The following is a 19,192-nucleotide window of genomic DNA, read 5'->3' as shown; positions in this document are numbered from 1 at the left end:
AATCGCGTGCCGCTCAACGATCGATCGGCAGCGGCGCATCGGCCGCGACGAGTTGCTGCTCGCGCATCTCGCGCCAGAAATCGGCCGGGATATCGAACGCCAGTGCCGCAGCATCTTCCGCGATCCGCTCCGGACGGCTCGCGCCCGGAATCACCGCGGCCGTCGCCGGATGCGCGAGCACGAACTGCAACGCAGCGGCCTTGACCGGTACGTCGTGGCGCGCGGCAATCGCGTTGATCCGCTCGACCTTCGCGACGATCTCGGGCGGCGCCTTCTGGTATTCGAAGTGCGCGCCGCCGACGAGCACGCCCGAGCTGTACGGGCCGCCGACGACGATCCCGACGTTGCGGGCCGCAGCGGCCGGCATCACGCGTTGCAGCGCGCGTTCGTGATCGAGCAGCGTGTAGCGGCCGGCCAGCAGCATCCCGTCCGGTTGCGGTTCGGCGAGGTCGAGCACCAGTTCGATCGGCTCGACGCGGTTCACGCCGAGACCCCACGCCCCGATCACACCTTCTTCGCGCAGCTTGCCCAGCACGCGGAACGCACCCTTGCGCGCGACCTCGAACTGCGCGAGCCATTCGTCGCCGTAGATGTCCTGCGCAATGTCGTGCACCCACACGATATCGAGGCGATCGGTGCGCAGGCGCTTCAGGCTGTCCTCGATCGAACGCAGCGTCGCGTCGGCCGAGTAGTCGCTCACCAGCCGGTTCGCGCGGCCATGCGCGAAGATCCCGCTCTTTTCGCCGTAGTCGCGCGTCTTCGCGTCCTCCATTTCGTCGAGCACGATGCGGCCGACCTTCGTGCTGATGAAGTAGTCGTCGCGTCGATGGCTGGCCAGCGCTTCACCGAGGCGCGATTCGGCCAGGCCCGCACCGTACGACGGCGCGGTGTCGAAGTAGCGGATGTCGCGCGCCCAGGCGGCTTCGACGGTCGCGATCGCTTCCGCGTCGGGAATGTCGCGGAACATGTTGCCGAGCGGCGCCGCGCCGAAACCGAGCCGGTTGCCGGCCGGCAGCGTGTCCTTGAGACTCATGTGTTTCTCCGGGTTTGACAGAAAAGTGAACCCAGTCTAGGTTGCACGGATAAGTCTGTCCAAGACATAATTTGTCAAACTTGAGTCTCAGAAGGTCTTATATGCTAGACATCCGCCAGCTTCAGTATTTCATCGCGGTCGCGGAAGAAGAACACGTCGGCCGCGCGGCCGAACGCCTGCACATCTCGCAATCGCCGCTCAGCCGCCAGATCGCACAGCTCGAGGAAAAGCTCGGCCTGACGCTGTTCGAACGCAGCCAGCAGCGCATTCGCCTGACGCGTGACGGACGCACGTTCCTCAGCGAAACGCACGCGTTCCTGCGCCATGCGAACCGGCTCGAATCGCTCGCGCGCCGGCTCGGCCGCGGCGACGAAGGCGGCCTGTGCATCGGCTACCTGGAGACGGCCACGCACTCGGGCGTGCTGCCGCGCGCGCTGAAAACGCTGCGCGCCGAGCGTTCGTCCGTGCACATCGCTTTGTACAACTATCAGTCTGCCGCGCAGCTCGAAGGCTTGCGCGAGCGCAGCCTCGACATCGCGCTCGTCACCGAGCCGCCCGCGCCGGACGACCCCGAACTCGATTCGATGATGGTGCTGAACGATCCGATGCTGCTCGCGATGCCCGACGGGCACCCGCTCGCGAAGAAGAAGACGCTCGCCGCCGACGATCTCGCCGCGCAGGCGTGGATCGGCGTCACGCAACAGGAAAGCGCGCCGCGTCACGGTGCGTTCGTCGCAGCCTGCGCGAAGGCAGGTTTCTCGCCGGACATCTCGGTGGAAGCGTCCGAGCCGCTCGCGGCGCTCGGCCTCGTTGCCGCCGGGCTCGGCGTGACGATGATCCAGCAGAGCCTGCGGCACCAGGTGCCGGAAGGCGTCGTGCTGCGCGAGCTGCCGTGGTTCAGCTATCGCACGCCGCTGTGGGCTGCATGGCACAAGGTCAACCTGCGGCCGCTGGTCGGCATCTTCCGCGAGATCCTGACCGGCGAGGATGTCGTCGTGACGGCCGGAAAATGAAACCATGAAAGCGCGGGGCGCCATTGCATCCCGGCGCCTGGCGTACTCGCCATCTCAACCCCGATCTTCCTCGCACGGCGCGCGGCCTCTGATCGACGAGCGGCACAGATGCGCCAACGCCTCCGCCGCGGGCCTCAACCCGCGACGAAGGCGCTGACGGAGCCCGATGTCGCCAGGCTCCTGCTCGCACGATGCGATGCGCTGCCGTCAGGCCGCCGCGAACCGCTTCGCCAGTTCCGCGAGGCCGTCTTCGTAGATCCCACGAAACAGCTTGACGGTGTCGTCGTCGGTCGCGCCGTGCGGCGTGAACGTGCCCGACCACTCGACGGTCGACGCGTTCGGGCCGTTCTCGCGCACGCGCAGCGTGGAGCGATAGTTCACGACCGGGAACGGCGCTTCGAGGATCGCGTACGTGTAGTTGCGTTGCGCTTCGTCGAACGCGACCAGCCGCTCGACGATCGCGTCGCCGGCCGGGTTCGCGAGACGCCGCACGCGCCCGCCTTCGCTCAGCTCGCTGGCCGGAATGTACGACAGCCAGTCGGGCAGCGACCCGAAGCCGCCGATCAGTTGCCAGACGGTCTCGGCCGAAGCCGGGAGTTCGATGCTTGCATTTGCCTGTGCCATGTCATCACCTTTGAGGATTAACGATCGGTCGGCAGCGGCGCATTGGCCGCAATCAGACCTTGTTCACGCATTTCGCGCCAGAAATCGGCCGGAATCACCACGTTCAGCGCAGCCTGGTCTTCCGCGATCCGCTCCGGACGGCTCGCGCCCGGGATCACCGCGACGGTGGCCGGATGCGACATCGAGAACTGCAGCGCGGCGGCCTTGATCGGCACGTTGTAGCGCGTGGCGATCGCCTTGATCCGTTCGACCTTCGCGAGGATTTCCGGCGAAGCCTTCTGGTATTCGAAGTGCGACCCGCCTGCGAGCACGCCCGAGCTGTACGGGCCGCCGACGACGATCCCGACGTTCTGCGCGGCAGCCGCCGGCATCACGCGTTGCAGCGCGCGCTCGTGATCGAGCAGCGTGTAGCGGCCGGCCAGCAGCATGCCGTCCGGTTGCGGTTCGGCGAGGTCGAGCACCAGTTCGACCGGTTCGACGCGGTTCACGCCGAGGCCCCATGCCTTGATCACGCCTTCTTCGCGCAGCTTGCTCAGCACGCGGAATGCGCCCTTGCGCGCCACTTCGAATTGCGCGAGCCATTCATCGCCGTAGAAGTCCTGTGCGATGTCGTGCACCCAGACGATGTCGAGGCGGTCGGTACGCAGGCGCTTCAGGCTGTCCTCGATCGAACGCAGCGTCGCGTCGGCCGTGTAGTCGTTGACGATGCGGTTCGGCCGGCCGTGTTCGAACAGGCCGCCCTTTTCGCCGAGATCGCGCGCCGACACGTCTTCGATTTCGTCGAGGATCACGCGGCCGACCTTCGTGCTCAGTACATATTCGTCACGCGGGTGGTTCGCCAGCGCGTCGCCGAGGCGGATTTCCGCAAGGCCGGCGCCATAGAACGGGGCCGAATCGAAATAACGGATGCCGTGTTGCCATGCCGCTTCGACGGTAGCCGCGGCTTCCGCGTCGGGGATGTTGCGGAACATGTTGCCGAGCGGGGCAGTACCGAAACCAAGGATCTTGTTACCAGGCAGCTTGTCTTTGAGACTCATGATTTTCTCCAGGGAATGAGGGAAAGCGAGTTCAGTCTAGGTACGTGGGTTAAGTCTGTCCAAGACGGAATTCGACACACTTGAGTCCCAAGAGGTCTAATCGGCCTGTTTGAGGCCTGTTTCGATGACCGGCTCCGGCACCCTGTTCCGGCAGGACGCCAGCCCGGCAAGGCTACCGACCGAATCGACTCCCGATTCGTGATTTCAGATCAAAAATCATTTGGGCCGGCGACCGTTTTTCCCGGGCGTCGCGATACCTATATTGACTGCACTCGCAACGACATCAACGTGGTTGCGGTTCACTCAACCTGACAGATACCCATGATGAAAACGCTGATCTCCACCACGCTTGCCGCACTGATCCTTTCCGCACCGGCGCTGTCGTTCGCGCAACAAGCCGACCACCCGTTGACCCGCGCCGAAGTGAAGGCCGAAATGGCCCGCCTCGCAGCCGTCGGCTACACCCCGGCGATGGATCACAACCAGTATCCGGTCGCGATCCTCGCCGCCGAAAAGCGCGTACGTGACAACGCCGTCGCACAGGCTGCACCGAGCACCGCACCGGCCGCCGACAAAACCGGTTTCGGCAACGAAGCCCGCACCACCGGCGAATCCGGCCGAGCGACGATGATCAACGGCCGCGACTCGATCTATCGCGGTCATTGAGTTGCATCGACACGCGCAACCGCTCGTCCCGTCCCTCCGCATTGCCGGCCCGAATCGCCCGAACAGGCATTCGGGCCGCGCGTCGTTCGAAGGTGACCGGCACTGCGGCTGGTTCGGCGCATCGCGCCGGCAGACGAACCGGAATTGCGAGGGGAACGTAGAAGCGTGCGACGCATGCGCATGCATCGCGCGACCGACGGCGATGCACGGCCGGCGCACGCTTCGTGTCAATCGATATCGCCGCCGTTCTTCAACTGTGCGGCGACATAGTCGAGAAAGCTGGAGATGCGCAACGACAGCCGGGCATTTCGATAGTAGACCGCATGAATCGGTTGACGAAATTCGACGATGTCGTCAACGAGCAGTTCGACGAGGCCGCCGTCGCGACGATGGGTGCCCGTCATGTAATCGGCGAGGCAGGCGATGCCTGCACCGTTCACGGCCAGCGTCATCAGCGTCTCGCCGCTCGATGCCTGGAGGGCGGGTTGAATCCGGTAGCTGTCGCCATCCGCGGTGCGCAGCGGCCAGTGGTTCAGCGTTTCCGGCTGCACGAAGCCGAGCAGCGTATGGTTCGCGAGATCGGCGACGCTTGTCGGTACGCCGGCTTTCTCCAGGTAGGCGGGGCTCGCAAGGATGCGCAGCCGGCTGCTGCCGAGCCGACGCGCGTGCAGCGTCGAATCGCGCAGCTCGCCGATCCGGATCGCCACGTCGGTACGCTGCTCCAGCAGGTCGATGATCTCGTCGCTCGTATGGAGTTCGGCCGCGATCGCCGGATACGCGTCGCGGAAGCCGGGCATCATCGGCGCGATCACGTGCTGCATGAACGGCATCGCCGCGTTGATCCGCAAGCGCCCGGACGGCGTCTCGCGCTGGCTGACGATCTGCTCCTCGGCAAATTCGACCGACGCAATGATGTCGCGCGCATATTCGAGGAACAGCTTGCCCTCCTCGGTCACTTCGAGGCGGCGTGTCGTGCGGCGGATCAGCGTCGTGTCGAGCTTCTCCTCGAGGCGCCGCAGGATCCGGCTCATCACCGAGGTCGGCTGGTGCAGCTTGTCCGCCGCACCCGTCAACGAACCGGTATCGGCGATGGTCACGAACGCGAGCATTTCGTCGAGGGTCGTCTTCATGGTCGGCAGTGTCGGCGGTTTCAGGAACCGTCACGATAGTGCCGCCGCGCCGGTTTGATAAGCGGGCGCGCACGCGAATCACAGTTGATTTCGATTCAACAATTCACGGCGACTATTGTCCGAACAATCCGGAATGGCGCCCGAGGCCGGACAGGCAAACGCGCCCGGCGGGCGCGTTTTTCGTCATACCAGGCGATACGGCGGCGTCAGGCCGCGACCGGCATCTCGTCGCGAATCCAGTCGAGCATCGCGCCGTGCTTCGGCGCCCACCCGAGTTCCTGCCGCGCGCGCAGCGCCTTCACGCGGCTGTTCGACGCGAGCGAGAAATGCGCGCGCGAATGACCGAGCGCCTGCGCCGCATCGGCGACATCCCATTCGACGACGGACGGCAAGCCGAGCCGCTCGGCCAGCGCGTGGCCGATGTCCGCGAACGACGCTTCGCCGTTCTCGGCGAAGTAGAACGCGCCCGGCGATGCGGCATGGATCGCGCGCAGGTAGAGATCGGCAACATCGGCGACATGCACGTTCGACCAGCGGTTCAGCCCCTTGCCGATCACGCGCACCGCGCCCGCGTCGCGCGCGAGGGCCGCGAGCAGCGGCAATTGCGCGCTGTCGCGGCGGATGCCGAGGCCGTCGCCGTAGATCATGCTGTTGCAGATCACGGCCGAGCGGATGCCGAGGGTCGCGGCCGACATCACGAGCCGGTCGATCGCATGCCGTTCGGGCTTCGCGGGGTGGACGACCGGCGTCGTTTCGTCGAACACGGTAGCGTCGCCGTGCGCACCCTGCGCATCGTCCGCGATCACGCTGGTGCCGCTCGTATGCACGAACGTCTTGCCCGAGCCGCTCAGCGCCGCGATGATCGCCTCGACGGCGTCGCGGTGATCGCTGCTCGCCGCGTTGACCATGCAGTCCGCATCGCGCGCGAACGCATGCAGCAGCGCCAGGTCGTCGAGCGTGCCGACGACCGGCATGATGCCCGCCGCCGCGAGTTTCGCGGCGTTCTCGCCGTCGCGCGTCAATCCGGTGACGACGTGTCCTGCCGAGACGAGCCGCGCGGCCACCGAGCCGCCGATGTAGCCGCTCGCGCCCGTCACGAATATTTTCATGCCCTTCATGCCCTGCTCCGATGGCGAGACAGCTGCGGCCGCCAATGCCTCGCGGAAATGAATCGACTCGCGCGTACTCGTAGGAGCGCGGGCCGCCGATGCCAGTCACGCCCGCGTCGAACACGGAACGGGCGGGAAGGGACCGTCGGCGTCAGTATCAATGCCAGGCACCGGTCGCGGAAGAGACCGATCGCGAAAAGAGTATTGCTGCGGACGGGATGATCAGCGGCATGACGGGGGTATCCGTGCGAGTGAGTCGTCTGCTCGCTCGGGCCATCCCCGGCAACGGCTGCCGACTGCATCGCTCCCCGTGACGCGCCGGGTTCATACAGCCAGCCGCGCGCTTCGAGCGCGACCGACCGGGCGCGACGTCATCTCACCTGAGGGCTCAGTCGGCGGTCCGTAGCCGAGCGAGCATGAAGCTTTCGCCACGTTCCAACCTTCGTTGATACTCGGCGACATGATTCTTGAATGATTCCAGTTCAGAATCGAACACAATCTCCGGGTCGATTTCGCACCACTCGGTCGGGTACAACGCACCAATGGAACAGGACAACAAGCCTTCCGCGAAGCGTCCCCATCGATATGCGTGCTCCATACCGTAATCCGCTGCCTTTTCCCCCAGCAACGCGCGCTGCTGCCGGCTTGAAAGATTGGAGTGCAGGATTTCGCCACTCGTTTTCGAGTGCACATAAACCGCACCGCTTGATGTCACGTGAATCCTTTCACCATCCAGAATACCGGGACGCCAGAAAACTACATGATGTAATGCAACTCGGCGCAGATTCCGGTTTAGGAAGGTCGGCAGTGCGTACCACATTGCCCCGTTTTCCTTGATCAGCTTTGTTTGTGCGGCGTTCAGATCCCACCCTATCGCACTCTCCGTTCTTTCCTTTGCCCGCTTGAATTGAAGTCCGAAGTATTTTCCCGGAAGCCGGCAAAACTCGTCTATTCCACTCATTTTTTCCTGCGTCGGCCCGACCGCCATGCACGTCAGCTCGACACCGATCTCCCGAAAGTAATCTTCCATTCCCCTCGTGATCCAGCCTTCATACTCTCGCTCGTACGGCGCTGAATTGGATGGGTAACATGTGAACGGACTACGCTCTGTGAACATTTTTTATCCCGTGCCAGAAGGTACCCTGTTTGATATGCGCCGCCTCGTATGCAGGAACCGACGCACGCCAATCATAATCGCAACGCGTGTCAGACGAATCCTTCTTCAACCAGCACGCAACCGTTCGCGGTGATCTCGTGCCGCTGGCCCGAGCCGCCGACGACGCGGCTCCAGCTCTCCGACACGAGCACGGCCGCATCGCCGTCCGTGCGCAGCGCATAGCCGAAGCCCCCGTACATGCCCGGCACCGCGAACCACATGCGTGCTGCCTGCGCGTCGTATTCGAGCAACGGTTCGAGTTCGGGCAGGCGCAGTGCGTCGACGCGCAGGTGCGAAATGCGGCCGAGGATCATGTCGTGGAAATGGCGCTGGATCGCACGCAGCGTGTCGTCGGGCACGACGCGTTGCGGCTGCGGCGTCAGCAGCTCGACCAGATGCCGATGCCCGCGCCGCGCCGCGATATCGACCGCGCGCTCGCGCCGTGCGTCGCGCAGCAGGCGCCATGCGCCGAGCTGCAGCAGACCGGCGACGATCTCCTGCGGCGCACCGCCGTATGCCGCCTGGTGCAGCGGCGCATACAGCGACGTGCCGCCGGGCCGCGTCGCGTTGACCAGGCTGTGTTGCTGCTCGACGAGGTCCAGCATTGTCGACCATTCGCCGTTCCGCGCCGCATCGGCCAGCGCGTGCCGGCTCGCGACCTGCGCGTCGCCGAGCACGTCGGCGCCCGTGATTCCGTCCCATGCGATGCTCAATCGGCTGCTCCTTTTCCTTGCGCGGCGCTCGCGTCACCGCAATGCGCACGCATTATCAACGCGGGTCGCGACCCTGCCCTCACGCATCGCTTCGGCGCGCCGACGACGCGTCGAGCGCATCATGATCGACGAGCAGGTTCAGCAGCTGGCGGCGCGATTCGATGCCGAGCTTCGCGAACGCGCGCCGCGCGTAGGTATCGATCGACGACGGCCGGATGCCGAGTTCGTGCGCGATGTCCTGCGTTTTCCGGCCGCGAATGAGCCGAGCGCAGACCTCCGATTCGCGCGACGTCAGCTTCTCGAATACGTCGTTCAATCGCTGCGCGGGGCCGCTTTCCGGTGTGCGCGGCGGATGCGCTTGCGCCTCTGCCGGGCGGTCGCCGACGATGCGCCGGTGCGCGACCGCGAGCGGCAGCACGATCAGCGCGACGTGCCGGACGACGCTCAGCTCCTTCAGCGAAAACGGCGGCAGCCGGCGCGCGCGGCACACCGACAGCGCATAGGTCAGCTCGTCCACGCGATACGTGACCACGCATTCGTCGTGAATGTCCTCGGTGTCGTAGAACGCGCGCCGGATCTCGGGGTTCAACCGCAGCGTCGACAACTGCAGCAACTGCGTATCGCGTTCGCCGCGGATGCAGTCGAACGTCGTGTCGACCTGTGCGAAATCGCGGTAATAGCGCGTCATCGTGCGCTCGATCTGGTCCGGATACGTGCCGTAGCTGCCGATCCAGCCGACCCGACGATCCAGCAACGATTCGTCCTCGTAATCCAGATGAATGGAATCGCAATCGACGATGCGCGTCAGGTTCCCGAACACGACCGCGACGAAATCCGGCGCTCCGATCGCGCCGGCCACCGCCGACAGCGCGTCGGACATGAACACGAGCTGGCCCAGCTGGATATCGATCGTCGCGGCGGCGTCATGGTCGGTCATACGGTGCACGGGGAATGGGGACGCTTATCGTTACCACGCCAAAAGTGCGTTGCCAATTCCCGCGCGCCGGGTTCCGGTGCGTCACGCGGCCGGGCTGTACGGATTTCATGGACAGACAGCCCGTTGGCCGCCGAATAGAGTCATTCCCGATATCCGGCGGGGCCCGTCGGCGCATCCGCGGTTCGAAGCGGGCCGCCGCGCGCCTCGCCGACCGACCCGCGGCGCGCATGCGCCTCGCAGTGCGCCGCCTTCGTTCCGAAAGGGAGTGACCATGATCGTCCGCGCTATTCGTCTCGCCTTCCCCGTTGCCATCGCGACCGCCGCAAGCGTCGCGTCGTTGTCGGTATCGCCCGCCCACGCGGCGGACGCCGAACTGAACGTCTACAACTGGTCCGAGTACATTGCGAAAACGACGATTCCCGACTTCCAGAAGCAAACGGGCGTGCATGTGCGCTACGACGTCTACGACAGCGACGACACGCTGCAGTCGAAACTGCTGGCCGGCAGCTCCGGCTACGACATCGTCGTGCCGACGTCGAACTACATGGCCAAGCAGATCCAGGCCGGCGTGTACCAGAAGCTCGACAAGACGAAGCTGCCGAATCTCGCGAACCTCGATCCCGCGCTGATGAAGAAGATCGCCGAATCGGATCCGGGCAACCAGTACGGCGTGCCATGGGCCTACGGCACGGACGGCGTCGGCTACAACGTGCAGGCCGTGAAGAAGGCACTCGGCGACGCCGCGCCGCTCGATAGCTGGGCGCTGGTGTTCGACCCGGCCAACGTGTCGAAGCTGAAAAGCTGCGGCGTATCGTTTCTCGATGCGCCGGACGACGTGTTTGCAGCTGCGCTCCAGTACCTCGGCAAGGATCCGAACAGCAAGAACCCGGCCGACTATCACACGGCATTCGACATGCTGAAGAAGGTGCGCCCCTACATCACGCAGTTCAACTCGTCGGGCTACAACAACGACCTCGCGAACAACGACGTGTGCGTCGTGCTCGGCTGGTCGGGCGACGTCAGCGTCGCGCGCCGCGAAGCGGCGGCGGCGAAGCGCGGCTACGAGATCCGCTACGCGAACCCGAAGGAAGGCGGCATCCTGTGGTTCGACGTGATGGCGATTCCGAAGGATGCGCCGCATCCGGAAGCCGCGCTGCAATGGATCAACTACATCCAGGACCCGAAGGTCAACGCGGACATCACCAACGAGATCTACTATCCGAGCGCGAACAAGGCGGCCCATCAGTACGTGACGCCGGCCGTCGCGCACGATCCGACCGTATATCCGAGCGCCGACGTGCTCGACCGGATGACGCTGTCGAAGCCGCGCTCGGCGGACATCGCGCGACTCGAGAACCGCCTGTGGCAGCAGCTGAAAACCGGCAATTGACGAAGCCCCCCGCCAGTATGAAATCATGCGAACGCGCCGCCGGCGCGTTCATTTCCATTCGACCAAGGATGCCAGCCGTGCCCGACATTTCCGCCATCACCGACGCCCTCGCCCCGAACGGCGAACCCGTGCAGTACCGCGTGCCACCCGCGAAGCTGATCGCCGGCGACCCGCTGCAAACCATCACGCCCGGCTTCACGAGCCCGTGCGGCCGCTTCTCGACCGGCATCTGGGAAAGCACGCCGGGGCGCTGGCACGTCGCCTATACCGAAGCCGAATACTGCGAGATCCTGGAGGGCACGTCGGTGATCGCCGATCCGGACGGCAACACGAAAACCGTGCGCGCCGGCGACCGCTTCATGATTCCGCCGGGCTTTCGCGGCACGTGGGAAGTCGTCGAACGCACGCGCAAGATCTTCGTCGCGTACGACGAACAGCCGCCCGAATGAGCGGCGACGGCACGGGGCACACGCAACATTGCGCCCCAATTTGCCACGCACCTGCACGGCGATGACACGGAAATGACACACGCGCCCGGTAAGTTCCGGTCGTCCCGTCCCGTGTGCCGCCATGCTTGCCCTGCTTCTCGCCGCCTTCTACGAAACCGCCCGCCAGGGAAGCGTGACCGCGGCCGCGAGGCGCCTCGACGTGAGCCAGCCGACGATCACGTCGCGCATCCAGCAGCTCGAACGCCATTACGGCGTCGAGCTGTTCCATCGCCGCGGCAACCGGCTCGACCTCAGCGACGCCGGCGCATCGCTGATGCCGATGATCGGCCAGATGCTGCAGATGGAGAACGACATCGATTTCGCGCTGCGCAACGAGCGCGAACTGCACACCGGCAACCTGCGGGTCGGCACGACCGGCCCGTTCTACATCCTGCCCGCGATCGCCGCGTTCCGGCGCCAGTACCCGGCCGTGAAGATCAGCATCGAGATCGGCAACTCGCAGCAGGTGCTCGATGCGCTCGTCGATTTTCGTGTCGACGTCGCCGTGTCGTCGCAGCGCGACGACGATCCTCGCTTCGTGCGCCACACGATCGCGAACGATCCGCTCGTGCTGGTCGTGCACCGCTCGCATCGGCTCGCGGCGCGCGAATCCGTCGCCCTTGCCGCGCTGGCCGGCGACACGCTGCTGCTGCGCGAAGCCGGCTCGCGCACGCGTGCGCTGATGGAACACGTGCTGAAGCACGCGGGCATCGAGCTGCCCGCGAACGCGATCGAGCTCGGCAGCCGCGAAGCGATCCGCGAAGCCGTGCGGCACGATATGGGCTGCACGCTCATGCCGTGCGGCGAAGTCGGCGCGCATCCGGAGCTGCGCGCGATCGCGATCGTCGACGATCTGCCGCCGATGCACGAATACCTGTACTACCTCGACGCGCGTGCCGATACGCGGCTGATCACCGCGTTCATGGCCAGCGCCGAACGCCGCGACGCACCCGTGCCCGCACCGGCGTAACGACGCTCACACGGTTTCGAACAGCTCGACGATCCGCCAGCCGCGCGCGCCGGCCACTGCACGCAACCGTTCGTCCGGATTCGTGGCGACCGGATCGGTGACCTTCTCGAGCAGCGGTACGTCGTTGTGCGAATCGCTGTAGAACCAGCTGCGTTCGAAGTCCGACCACGCGAGGCCGAGCGACGCGAGCCACGCATCGGTACGCACGATCTTCCCTTCCCGATAGCTCGGCACGCCGGACGGACGCCCCGTATAGCGCGACCCGGGTCGGCCGTCGACGGTCTCGAGCTCGCATGCGATCAGCGCGTCGATGCCGAACGCCTGCGCGATCGGCCGCGTGATGAATGCGTTCGTCGCGGTGACGACGCAGCACAGGTCGCCGCGCGCGCGATGATGGCGCACGAGGTCGAGCGCGGCCGGCGAGATCGCGGGCCGCACGACGTCGGCCATGAAGCACGCATGCCAGTGCGCGAGCCGTTCGCGGGAAAGGCGCGCGAGCGGTGCGAGCATGTTGCACAGGTGCGCGTGGATGTCGAGCGTTCCGGCCGCATAGCCGGCGGAGAATGCCGCGTCGACGCGGTCGAATTCGGCCGCGTCGACGAGGCCGTGCTCGACCATGAACCGGCCCCAGGCCTGGTCGCTGTCGAACGGAATGAGGGTGAGGTCGAGATCGAAAAGCGCGAGGTGCGTCATCGAATGAAGCGTCGTGTGAACAGGAAGGAATGAAAAACGCGCGGCCTCGCCCACGCGAAGCCGCGCACAAAAGCCGCTGGCGCGGGTCGGCGCGCCGGCGGCTGCCGGGGATGCGGCGCCGGCCAGACGGCCGGCGCCCGTCAGCTGGACACGCCCATCGCCGGATCGCTGATGCTGTCCCGGCCGGTCTCGACGCGGCCCGCGAAGCGGCGCACGAGGCCGTTCTCGGCCGCCAGCGTGAAGTCGTACCAGCCGCTCGACGCGGCAAGCGTCCAGTACGGCTCGACCTGCATCCCGGCCGGCACGGCATAGCTCCACGGGCCGTCGGTGCGGTACGCGTTCGACGTGACCGTGACCTGGCTCGCCGCATTGCCGACGTTCATGATCGTCAGGTACACGGCGTCGTTCGCCGGGTCGTAGCACACGCGGATCTCCGGCACGGGCCCGCTCGCGGCCTTCGCGACGTTGCCCTGGAATTCGCGCAGGAAGCCGTTCGGCCCCAGCACCCACAGGTCGTAGTTGCCCGCGTCGTCGGCCACCACGGTCCACGCATCCGACAACTGCTTGCCGGCCTCGACCGTATAGCGGCGCGGTGCGCGATCGAGATGCAGCTTGTCGTACACGTGGAATACCGCACCGACCGTCCCCGTGTTGCTGAACGTGAGCCACAGCTGCCCGCCCGATACATCGGCGCTCGCGCTCGTATGCAGCTCGTACGGCAGCGCGCGCGACGGCCGCGTGCCCTGCGGCTGCACCGGCATCTGCTGCGCACTGACCGACGGTACGGGCACCGCGCCCATCAGGCTCTGCTGCACGTGCTGCGCATCGGCCGCGGCCTTGGTCGGCGCCGGCAGCGACGTCGCCGGGTTGCCGTTCGGGTTCCTGAAGTTGAACGCCGACGTCATGTCGCCGCACACCGCGCGGCGCCACGGGCTGATGTTCGGCTCCTGCACGCCGAAGCGCTGCTCGAGAAAACGCAGCACCGACGTATGGTCGAACACTTCCGAGTTGACCCAGCCGCCCGTGCTCCACGGCGACACGACGAACATCGGCACGCGCGGGCCGGGCCCGTACGGGCGGCCGTCCGGCGCGAGCGGCGACGAATCGCCGGGCGGGTTCGGCAGCGTGAAGTACTCGTACTGCGTGGTGACGGTCGACTTGCCCGCATACGTGCCGTCCGTGTTGCGCGACGGCGGGTTCGGCGGCGGCATGTGATCGAAGAAGCCGTCGTTCTCGTCGTAGTTCACGAACAGCACGGTCTTGCTCCACACGTCCGGGTTCGCCGTGAGCGTGTCGAGCAGCCGCTGCAGGTAGTACGCGCCCTGCCCCGGCGTCGACGCGCCCGGATGCTCGCAGTACGCGGTCGGCGACACGATCCAGCTCACCTGCGGCATCCGGTTCGCCGCGATGTCGTCGGCAAGCGACTGCAGGAAGCCGCCGTCGGGCATCGTGTTGCCGATCCCCTTGTACAGCGGCGACAGCGCCTCCATCGCCGGCGTGTACGGCGCATTCGGCGAGCCGGGCACGGTCTCGTTGACCTTGCGGAACGTCGCGAAGCCCGCGAGCGGGTTGTCCGTGTAGTTGTCCGGCATGTTCTGGTAGACCTTCCAGCTCACGCCCGACGCCTGCAGGCGCTCCGGGTAGGTCGTCCACGTGAGGCCCGTCTTCGACGCACCGAGGCCGTCCCAGCCGTCGTTGTTCACGACGGCCGTGTTCGAGCCCGTCGGGCCGTTCGTGCCGGTCCACAGGAAGATCCGGTTCGAGTTCGTGCCGCCGTGCAGCGAGCAGTGGTACGCGTCGCACACGGTGAACGCATTCGCGAGCGCGAAGTGGAACGGCAGGTCGGCCTGGCGCAGGTAGCCCATCGACGCATCGCCCTTCGACGCGGGCCACGCGGTCATCCGGCCGTTGTCCCACGCCGAGTGCGAATCGGTCCACGAGTGCGCGCCGCCGACGAGCAGCGCATTGCCCTTCGTGCTGTCGAGATAGAACGGCAGCACCGGGCGCTTGCCGTCGTTCTGCTGCCAGACCGGCGTGTCGCCCGGCTGCGGGATCGTCAGGCGATCGCCGAAGCCGCGCACGCCGGGCATCGTGCCGAAGTAATGGTCGAACGAGCGGTTTTCCTGCATGAAGATCACGACGTGCTGGACGTCGTTGATCGTGCCCGTCTGGTTGTTGGCGGGAATCGCGAGCGCGCGCCGGATCGCCGGCGGGAACATCGAGAAGGCCGTGCCGGCAGCGGCGGCACGGAGAAACGAACGGCGGTCGATGGAAGTCATGGTCGAGAAGGAGTGTCGTCCCGGAAAGGCGCGCGCGTCACGGCGCGCAGCGCAGCTGCGAATTCAGCAACGGCGACGGCAGCGCGGCCGTGCCCGACGCGGCGCACGGGCCCGCGCCCGGCAGCGCGACGATCGGCACCGGCGCGCTCGCGCCGCCCGCGCCGGCCGGCGCGGCGTTCGCCTTCGCGGCGCCGGCCGGCGTGCCGGTCGAATCGTCGCCGCCGCACCCGGCGACCAGCGCGCTCAGCACGCAGGCGGCGAGCGCGACGCGCACGCGGCGCAGATTTGCGATGTTCATGTCGGCACTCCGTCAGTGAAGGATCGTCGACAGCGGCTTGCCCGAGCCCGCGACCGACTGCAGTTCGGTTTCGGTCACGACGCGGTTCCACATCGCGACATCCGAGAAGCCTTCGACGTTCGGCTTCACGGTCGTGCATGCATTGACCGTGTAGCCGCCGCTGTAGTGGCTGGCCGGATAGCCGCACGCGAGCATGTGGTACTGGCCGGTGCCGTCCTCGTTCACGCCGAACGTCTTCGTGCCGAGGCCCGGCAGCGCGGCCGCCGACACCGTCAGCGGCGTGCTCTGCTTCTGCTCGCCGAGCACCGGGTCGAACGTGTAGGCCGTCATCGTCTTGCCGACCGTGTCGATCACGAACGCCGCGTACACCCACTGGTTCGCGGTCACGCTCATCGTCTTCAGGTCGTTGCGGTTGGTGCCGTCGCCCGCGTTGTACTGGATGTTGCAGGTGCCCGACGGCGCACCCGACGCCTGCGGGAACAGACCGATCGCGATGCCCGCGTTCTTGCCGCTCTGCCAGTTCTTGTTCGCGAACACCGGCGTGCCGAAACCGACCACGTCGGTACACGGCGTCTTCAGCCACATGCCGATCGTGAATTGCGCCTGCGCCGCGATGTCGGCATTCTGCACGAGCTTGTAGCCGTCGTAGCCGTTCGTGTCGACGGTCTGCGTCGTCACCTGCAGCGCCTGGCCGCCGAACGGATCAGCGGTGAGCGAGCCGCCGTTCGCGGCGGCGGAGAACGGGCCCATCGTGCTCGCGTTCAGCGCGTCGACGGCCGGCAGCGCGCCGAACGGGTAGTACGACGCGAGGCCGTTCTTCAGCGTCGTCGCGAGCGGCGGCGGCGGGGGCGGCGGCGGCACGTACGCGATCCGCGCGATGCTGCCGAGCGGCGCGCCGCCTGCCGTCACCACGTAGTCGAAGCTGTAGGTGCCGGCCGCGGTCAGGCCGAGATTGCTGTCGGTATAGGTCGTCGTGCCGGCCGGCAGCGTCGCGATCTGCTGGCCCGCGCGGTACACCGTGATCGCGCCGCTCGCGGGCGCGGCCCACGTCAGCACGACACTGTGTCCGTCGGCGCTCGCCGCGCCCGAGAGCTGCGACACCGGCTGCGCGCCGATCAGCTCGCCGCCGTCCATTTCGTACGCTGACGGCGCGGGCAGCGCGCCGAACTGCGCGAGCACGGTCGGCGCGATGTCCGCGATGCTGGCACGCGCGTGCAGGTCGGCCAGCGACGCGGGCTGCGCGGCACTGCCCAGGCGGCCGTTGTCGGCCTGGTTCATCGCGATGAAGGTCGTCGATTCGGGCAGCAGCGGCAGGCCGTCGCTGCCGCCGGCCGCGTTCAGCCCGTGGCCGCCGGTGACGACGACCAGCCAGTTCTCCTTGTTGCGCTTCGCGGTTTCGGCGACGAGCGCGCCGACAGCCGCATCGAGCTGCTTCAGCGTATTCGCGTACGCGGTCGCGCCGAGGCCGTAGTTCAGCGCCGCATCCTGCGCCGAGTGGTATTGCGCGACGACGAGCGAGTAACCCTGCTGGATCATCGTGGCGCCCTGCTGGGTCACGCAGCTGTCGACCGCCGCGCAGTTCGCGAGCGTGTCGAGATTGCCCGCGTTGCGCCCGGCCGTCAGCAGCGCGGCGAGCGCCGGCGACCCGACGGCCGCGCCGAGCGGGCCCGCGTTCGCGGTCTTCAGCGTGTCGAAGGCGGTCGGTGCCTGCAGCGCCTGGTTCGGCGCGTCGGACAGTACCTGGTGGCGGTTGCCCCATGCGCCGGTGAGCAGCGTGGCCCAGCTCGGCGTGTCGAGGTTCGGCTGCTGCGACAGCAGGCCGTTCACGCCGCCGCTGTAGGCCGGCGCGACATGCAGCTTCGCGAGGTTCGGCAGCGTGCCGCCGGCGATGCCGGCCGCGAGCGCCGCGTACGTCACGCCGTCGAGCTCGATCACGAGCGCGCGGTTCGCGACCTGCTGGCCCGGCGGCGTGCCACCGTTGCCCTTGCCGTTGTCGGTGCCGCCGGCCGCGTTCGTCGACGAGCCTGCCGCGCCGCCCGAGCCATCCATGTTGCCGCCGCACGCGCCGAGCGCGCCGACCAAGGTCAGCCCGCACAGCAGCCGCGCGAGAGTGGTCTTCCGCATCTTTCCCCCTGACTGGACTATCCGGACACGCCCGGAGATCTGCCCGGATTCTGCTCAGGGGATGCGATGCGCGTATTTCGTTTTGCAGAAGCGCGCCGATACAGGTATCAGTTTTTTTGGGGCGTGCCGGGCCGGGCGACGTCTCCGGCCCGGCCGTGGAAACGTTACCGCCCGTCGCCGAGCGTCCCGAGAATCTGGTACGCGGCCTTCACGCGGTCCTCGATCGGCACGCTGCCGTTCGCGAGCATCACGATCGCGATCCGCTTCGCGGGGATGAACGCGACATACGTGCTGAAGCCGTTGGTCGAGCCCGTCTTGTTGATCCACGTATTCGGGTTCGGTGCGAGCGGCGGCTTGATCGCGCTGGCCGGCGTCGCGTTGAACAGCATCGGCGGCGCGTTGCCTTCGATCAGCGTCGGCAGCGCAACCGGATACGGATACTGTTCCCAGATCAGGTCCTGCGTCAGCGGCCCCGCGCTGAAATAGCCGGTATGCGTGCGCTCGATCGCGCGCTGCAGCCGCGGCGCCGTCTGGATCAGGCCCATGTTCGCCTGCACGAAACGCAGCAGGTCGGCCGCCGTGGTCCGCACACCGTACGCCGGCTGCCACAGCATGCCGGGCGACATCCGGATCGGTTTGCCATCCTTCGCATAGCCCTGCGCATAGTCGGCCTGGCGCGCGGGCGGCACGTTGATGTACGTATGCATCATCCCGAGCGCGGGAAAGAGCCGTTGCTCCATCAGCACCGCGAAATCCTTGTGCATCGCCTTCGCGGTGAGATAGCCGAGCATCCCGATCGCGACGTTCGAATAGGTGCGGTACGTGCCTGGCGCATACGCGGGCCGCCATGCTTCGAGATAACGCATCAGGTCCGCGTCGTTGCGGATGCTGTCCGGCACCTGCAGCGGCATGCCGCCCGGCGTATGCGTGCCGAGATTGAGCAGCGTGACGACGCCGAACGGCTTGCCCTGCAGCGCGGGCAGGTATTTGCCCGCCGGGTCCGCGAGCGACAGTTCGCCGCCTTCCTGCGCGTCGGCCGCCAGCGTCGCGGTCAGCGTCTTGCTGACCGAGCCGATCTCGAACAGCGTATCGCCGGTGACGGGCTTGCCGGTCTGCTTCGACATCACGCCGTAGTCGAACACGTAGGGCTTGCCGTCGGCGACGATGCCGACCGCCATGCCGGGAATCGCGTACTGCTTCATCAGCGGCGCGATGTGGCGGGTCACGGTGTCGTGAAGATCGTCCTGCGTAGCGGCGGCCGCGCGGCCGGCCGTCGCGGTGACGCATGCAGCGACGAACAGGGTCGCGGCGAAGCGTGTCGCGTTGAATCGCATGGTTGCGGTTCCTTTGATTTCTGATGGTTGCATGAACAACGGATCCGGCCGCACCGCATGGAAGCTGCGACGGCCGGCCTGTCGAAGCAGGACTATCCGCTACCGGCCGGCGGCCAACAATCGACGATATGTTGCACAAGCCAAAAGAAAAACTTATGGGACAGGTCGCGCACCGGCTTGCATTGCCGTACTCGCGAG

General features: G+C 66.7%; 18 protein-coding genes. 5 read left to right on the top strand and 13 right to left on the bottom strand.

Annotated features, from left to right (window positions below; genetic code table 11):
* Positions 1-13: 13 nt before the first annotated feature.
* Complete coding sequence (locus AC5LXK_RS32815) at positions 14-1,033, bottom strand: aldo/keto reductase (protein WP_493394781.1); 1,020 nt, start codon at positions 1,031-1,033, stop codon at positions 14-16.
* 101 nt (positions 1,034-1,134) lie between these two features.
* Here AC5LXK_RS32815 and AC5LXK_RS32810 point away from each other — a divergent pair, with 101 nt between their 5' ends.
* The gene (locus tag AC5LXK_RS32810) at positions 1,135-2,046 is read left to right on the top strand and encodes a LysR family transcriptional regulator (protein ID WP_493394780.1); all 912 of its coding nucleotides are present in this window, start codon (positions 1,135-1,137) and stop codon (positions 2,044-2,046) included.
* A 207-nt stretch (positions 2,047-2,253) separates the two neighbouring features.
* Here AC5LXK_RS32810 and AC5LXK_RS32805 read toward each other — a convergent pair whose 3' ends face one another.
* Positions 2,254-2,670, bottom strand: a complete 417-nt coding sequence (locus AC5LXK_RS32805) for an SRPBCC family protein (RefSeq protein ID WP_493394779.1) — start codon at positions 2,668-2,670, stop codon at positions 2,254-2,256.
* Positions 2,671-2,687: 17 nt separating this feature from the next.
* Complete coding sequence (locus AC5LXK_RS32800; protein WP_493394778.1) at positions 2,688-3,707, bottom strand: aldo/keto reductase; 1,020 nt, start codon at positions 3,705-3,707, stop codon at positions 2,688-2,690.
* A gap of 321 nt (positions 3,708-4,028) precedes the next feature.
* Here AC5LXK_RS32800 and AC5LXK_RS32795 point away from each other — a divergent pair, with 321 nt between their 5' ends.
* Complete coding sequence (locus tag AC5LXK_RS32795) at positions 4,029-4,373, top strand: DUF4148 domain-containing protein (RefSeq protein ID WP_493394777.1); 345 nt, start codon at positions 4,029-4,031, stop codon at positions 4,371-4,373.
* A gap of 227 nt (positions 4,374-4,600) precedes the next feature.
* Here AC5LXK_RS32795 and AC5LXK_RS32790 read toward each other — a convergent pair whose 3' ends face one another.
* The 5 genes from AC5LXK_RS32790 to AC5LXK_RS32770 form a co-directional block, all read right to left on the bottom strand.
* Positions 4,601-5,503, bottom strand: coding sequence for a LysR substrate-binding domain-containing protein (locus AC5LXK_RS32790; RefSeq protein WP_493394776.1), 903 nt, complete (start codon positions 5,501-5,503; stop codon positions 4,601-4,603).
* Positions 5,504-5,709: 206 nt separating this feature from the next.
* On the bottom strand, positions 5,710-6,621 hold the full coding sequence (locus tag AC5LXK_RS32785; protein ID WP_493394775.1) for an NAD-dependent epimerase/dehydratase family protein: 912 nt from the start codon (positions 6,619-6,621) through the stop codon (positions 5,710-5,712).
* 379 nt (positions 6,622-7,000) lie between these two features.
* Positions 7,001-7,642 carry a hypothetical protein gene (locus AC5LXK_RS32780; protein ID WP_493394774.1) on the bottom strand — a complete coding sequence of 214 codons (642 nt, stop codon included), beginning with the start codon at positions 7,640-7,642 and terminating at the stop codon, positions 7,001-7,003.
* 176 nt (positions 7,643-7,818) lie between these two features.
* Positions 7,819-8,481 (bottom strand): ankyrin repeat domain-containing protein, encoded by a 663-nt coding sequence (locus AC5LXK_RS32775; RefSeq protein WP_493394773.1) that lies wholly within the window; start codon positions 8,479-8,481, stop codon positions 7,819-7,821.
* A gap of 79 nt (positions 8,482-8,560) precedes the next feature.
* Positions 8,561-9,418 (bottom strand): helix-turn-helix transcriptional regulator, encoded by an 858-nt coding sequence (locus AC5LXK_RS32770; RefSeq protein ID WP_493394772.1) that lies wholly within the window; start codon positions 9,416-9,418, stop codon positions 8,561-8,563.
* 271 nt (positions 9,419-9,689) lie between these two features.
* Here AC5LXK_RS32770 and AC5LXK_RS32765 point away from each other — a divergent pair, with 271 nt between their 5' ends.
* The 3 genes from AC5LXK_RS32765 to AC5LXK_RS32755 all read left to right on the top strand — a co-directional run bounded on the left by AC5LXK_RS32765 (position 9,690) and on the right by AC5LXK_RS32755 (position 12,266).
* Positions 9,690-10,808 carry a polyamine ABC transporter substrate-binding protein gene (locus AC5LXK_RS32765; RefSeq protein WP_493394771.1) on the top strand — a complete coding sequence of 373 codons (1,119 nt, stop codon included), beginning with the start codon at positions 9,690-9,692 and terminating at the stop codon, positions 10,806-10,808.
* A gap of 77 nt (positions 10,809-10,885) precedes the next feature.
* A complete protein-coding gene (locus AC5LXK_RS32760) occupies positions 10,886-11,257 on the top strand; it encodes a cupin domain-containing protein (protein WP_493394770.1) in 372 nt (123 codons plus the stop codon).
* A 121-nt stretch (positions 11,258-11,378) separates the two neighbouring features.
* A complete protein-coding gene (locus tag AC5LXK_RS32755) occupies positions 11,379-12,266 on the top strand; it encodes a LysR substrate-binding domain-containing protein (protein WP_493394769.1) in 888 nt (295 codons plus the stop codon).
* A 6-nt stretch (positions 12,267-12,272) separates the two neighbouring features.
* Here AC5LXK_RS32755 and AC5LXK_RS32750 read toward each other — a convergent pair whose 3' ends face one another.
* From AC5LXK_RS32750 to ampC, 5 genes are all read right to left on the bottom strand, one after another.
* Complete coding sequence (locus tag AC5LXK_RS32750) at positions 12,273-12,959, bottom strand: histidinol-phosphatase (protein ID WP_493394768.1); 687 nt, start codon at positions 12,957-12,959, stop codon at positions 12,273-12,275.
* Between the two features lie 140 nt (positions 12,960-13,099).
* Complete coding sequence (locus AC5LXK_RS32745) at positions 13,100-15,238, bottom strand: phosphocholine-specific phospholipase C (RefSeq protein WP_493394767.1); 2,139 nt, start codon at positions 15,236-15,238, stop codon at positions 13,100-13,102.
* Positions 15,239-15,275: 37 nt separating this feature from the next.
* Complete coding sequence (locus AC5LXK_RS32740; protein WP_493394766.1) at positions 15,276-15,536, bottom strand: hypothetical protein; 261 nt, start codon at positions 15,534-15,536, stop codon at positions 15,276-15,278.
* A 12-nt stretch (positions 15,537-15,548) separates the two neighbouring features.
* Complete coding sequence (locus AC5LXK_RS32735; protein ID WP_493394765.1) at positions 15,549-17,660, bottom strand: hypothetical protein; 2,112 nt, start codon at positions 17,658-17,660, stop codon at positions 15,549-15,551.
* Positions 17,661-17,824: 164 nt separating this feature from the next.
* Positions 17,825-18,994, bottom strand: a complete 1,170-nt coding sequence (gene ampC / locus AC5LXK_RS32730; protein ID WP_493394764.1) for a class C beta-lactamase — start codon at positions 18,992-18,994, stop codon at positions 17,825-17,827.
* Positions 18,995-19,192 lie beyond the last annotated feature (198 nt).

The sequence above is a fragment of the Burkholderia pulmonis genome (assembly GCF_984667975.1).
The sequence above is the reverse complement of the archived record's forward strand: the minus strand, read 5'-3'. Positions and strand labels throughout refer to the sequence as shown.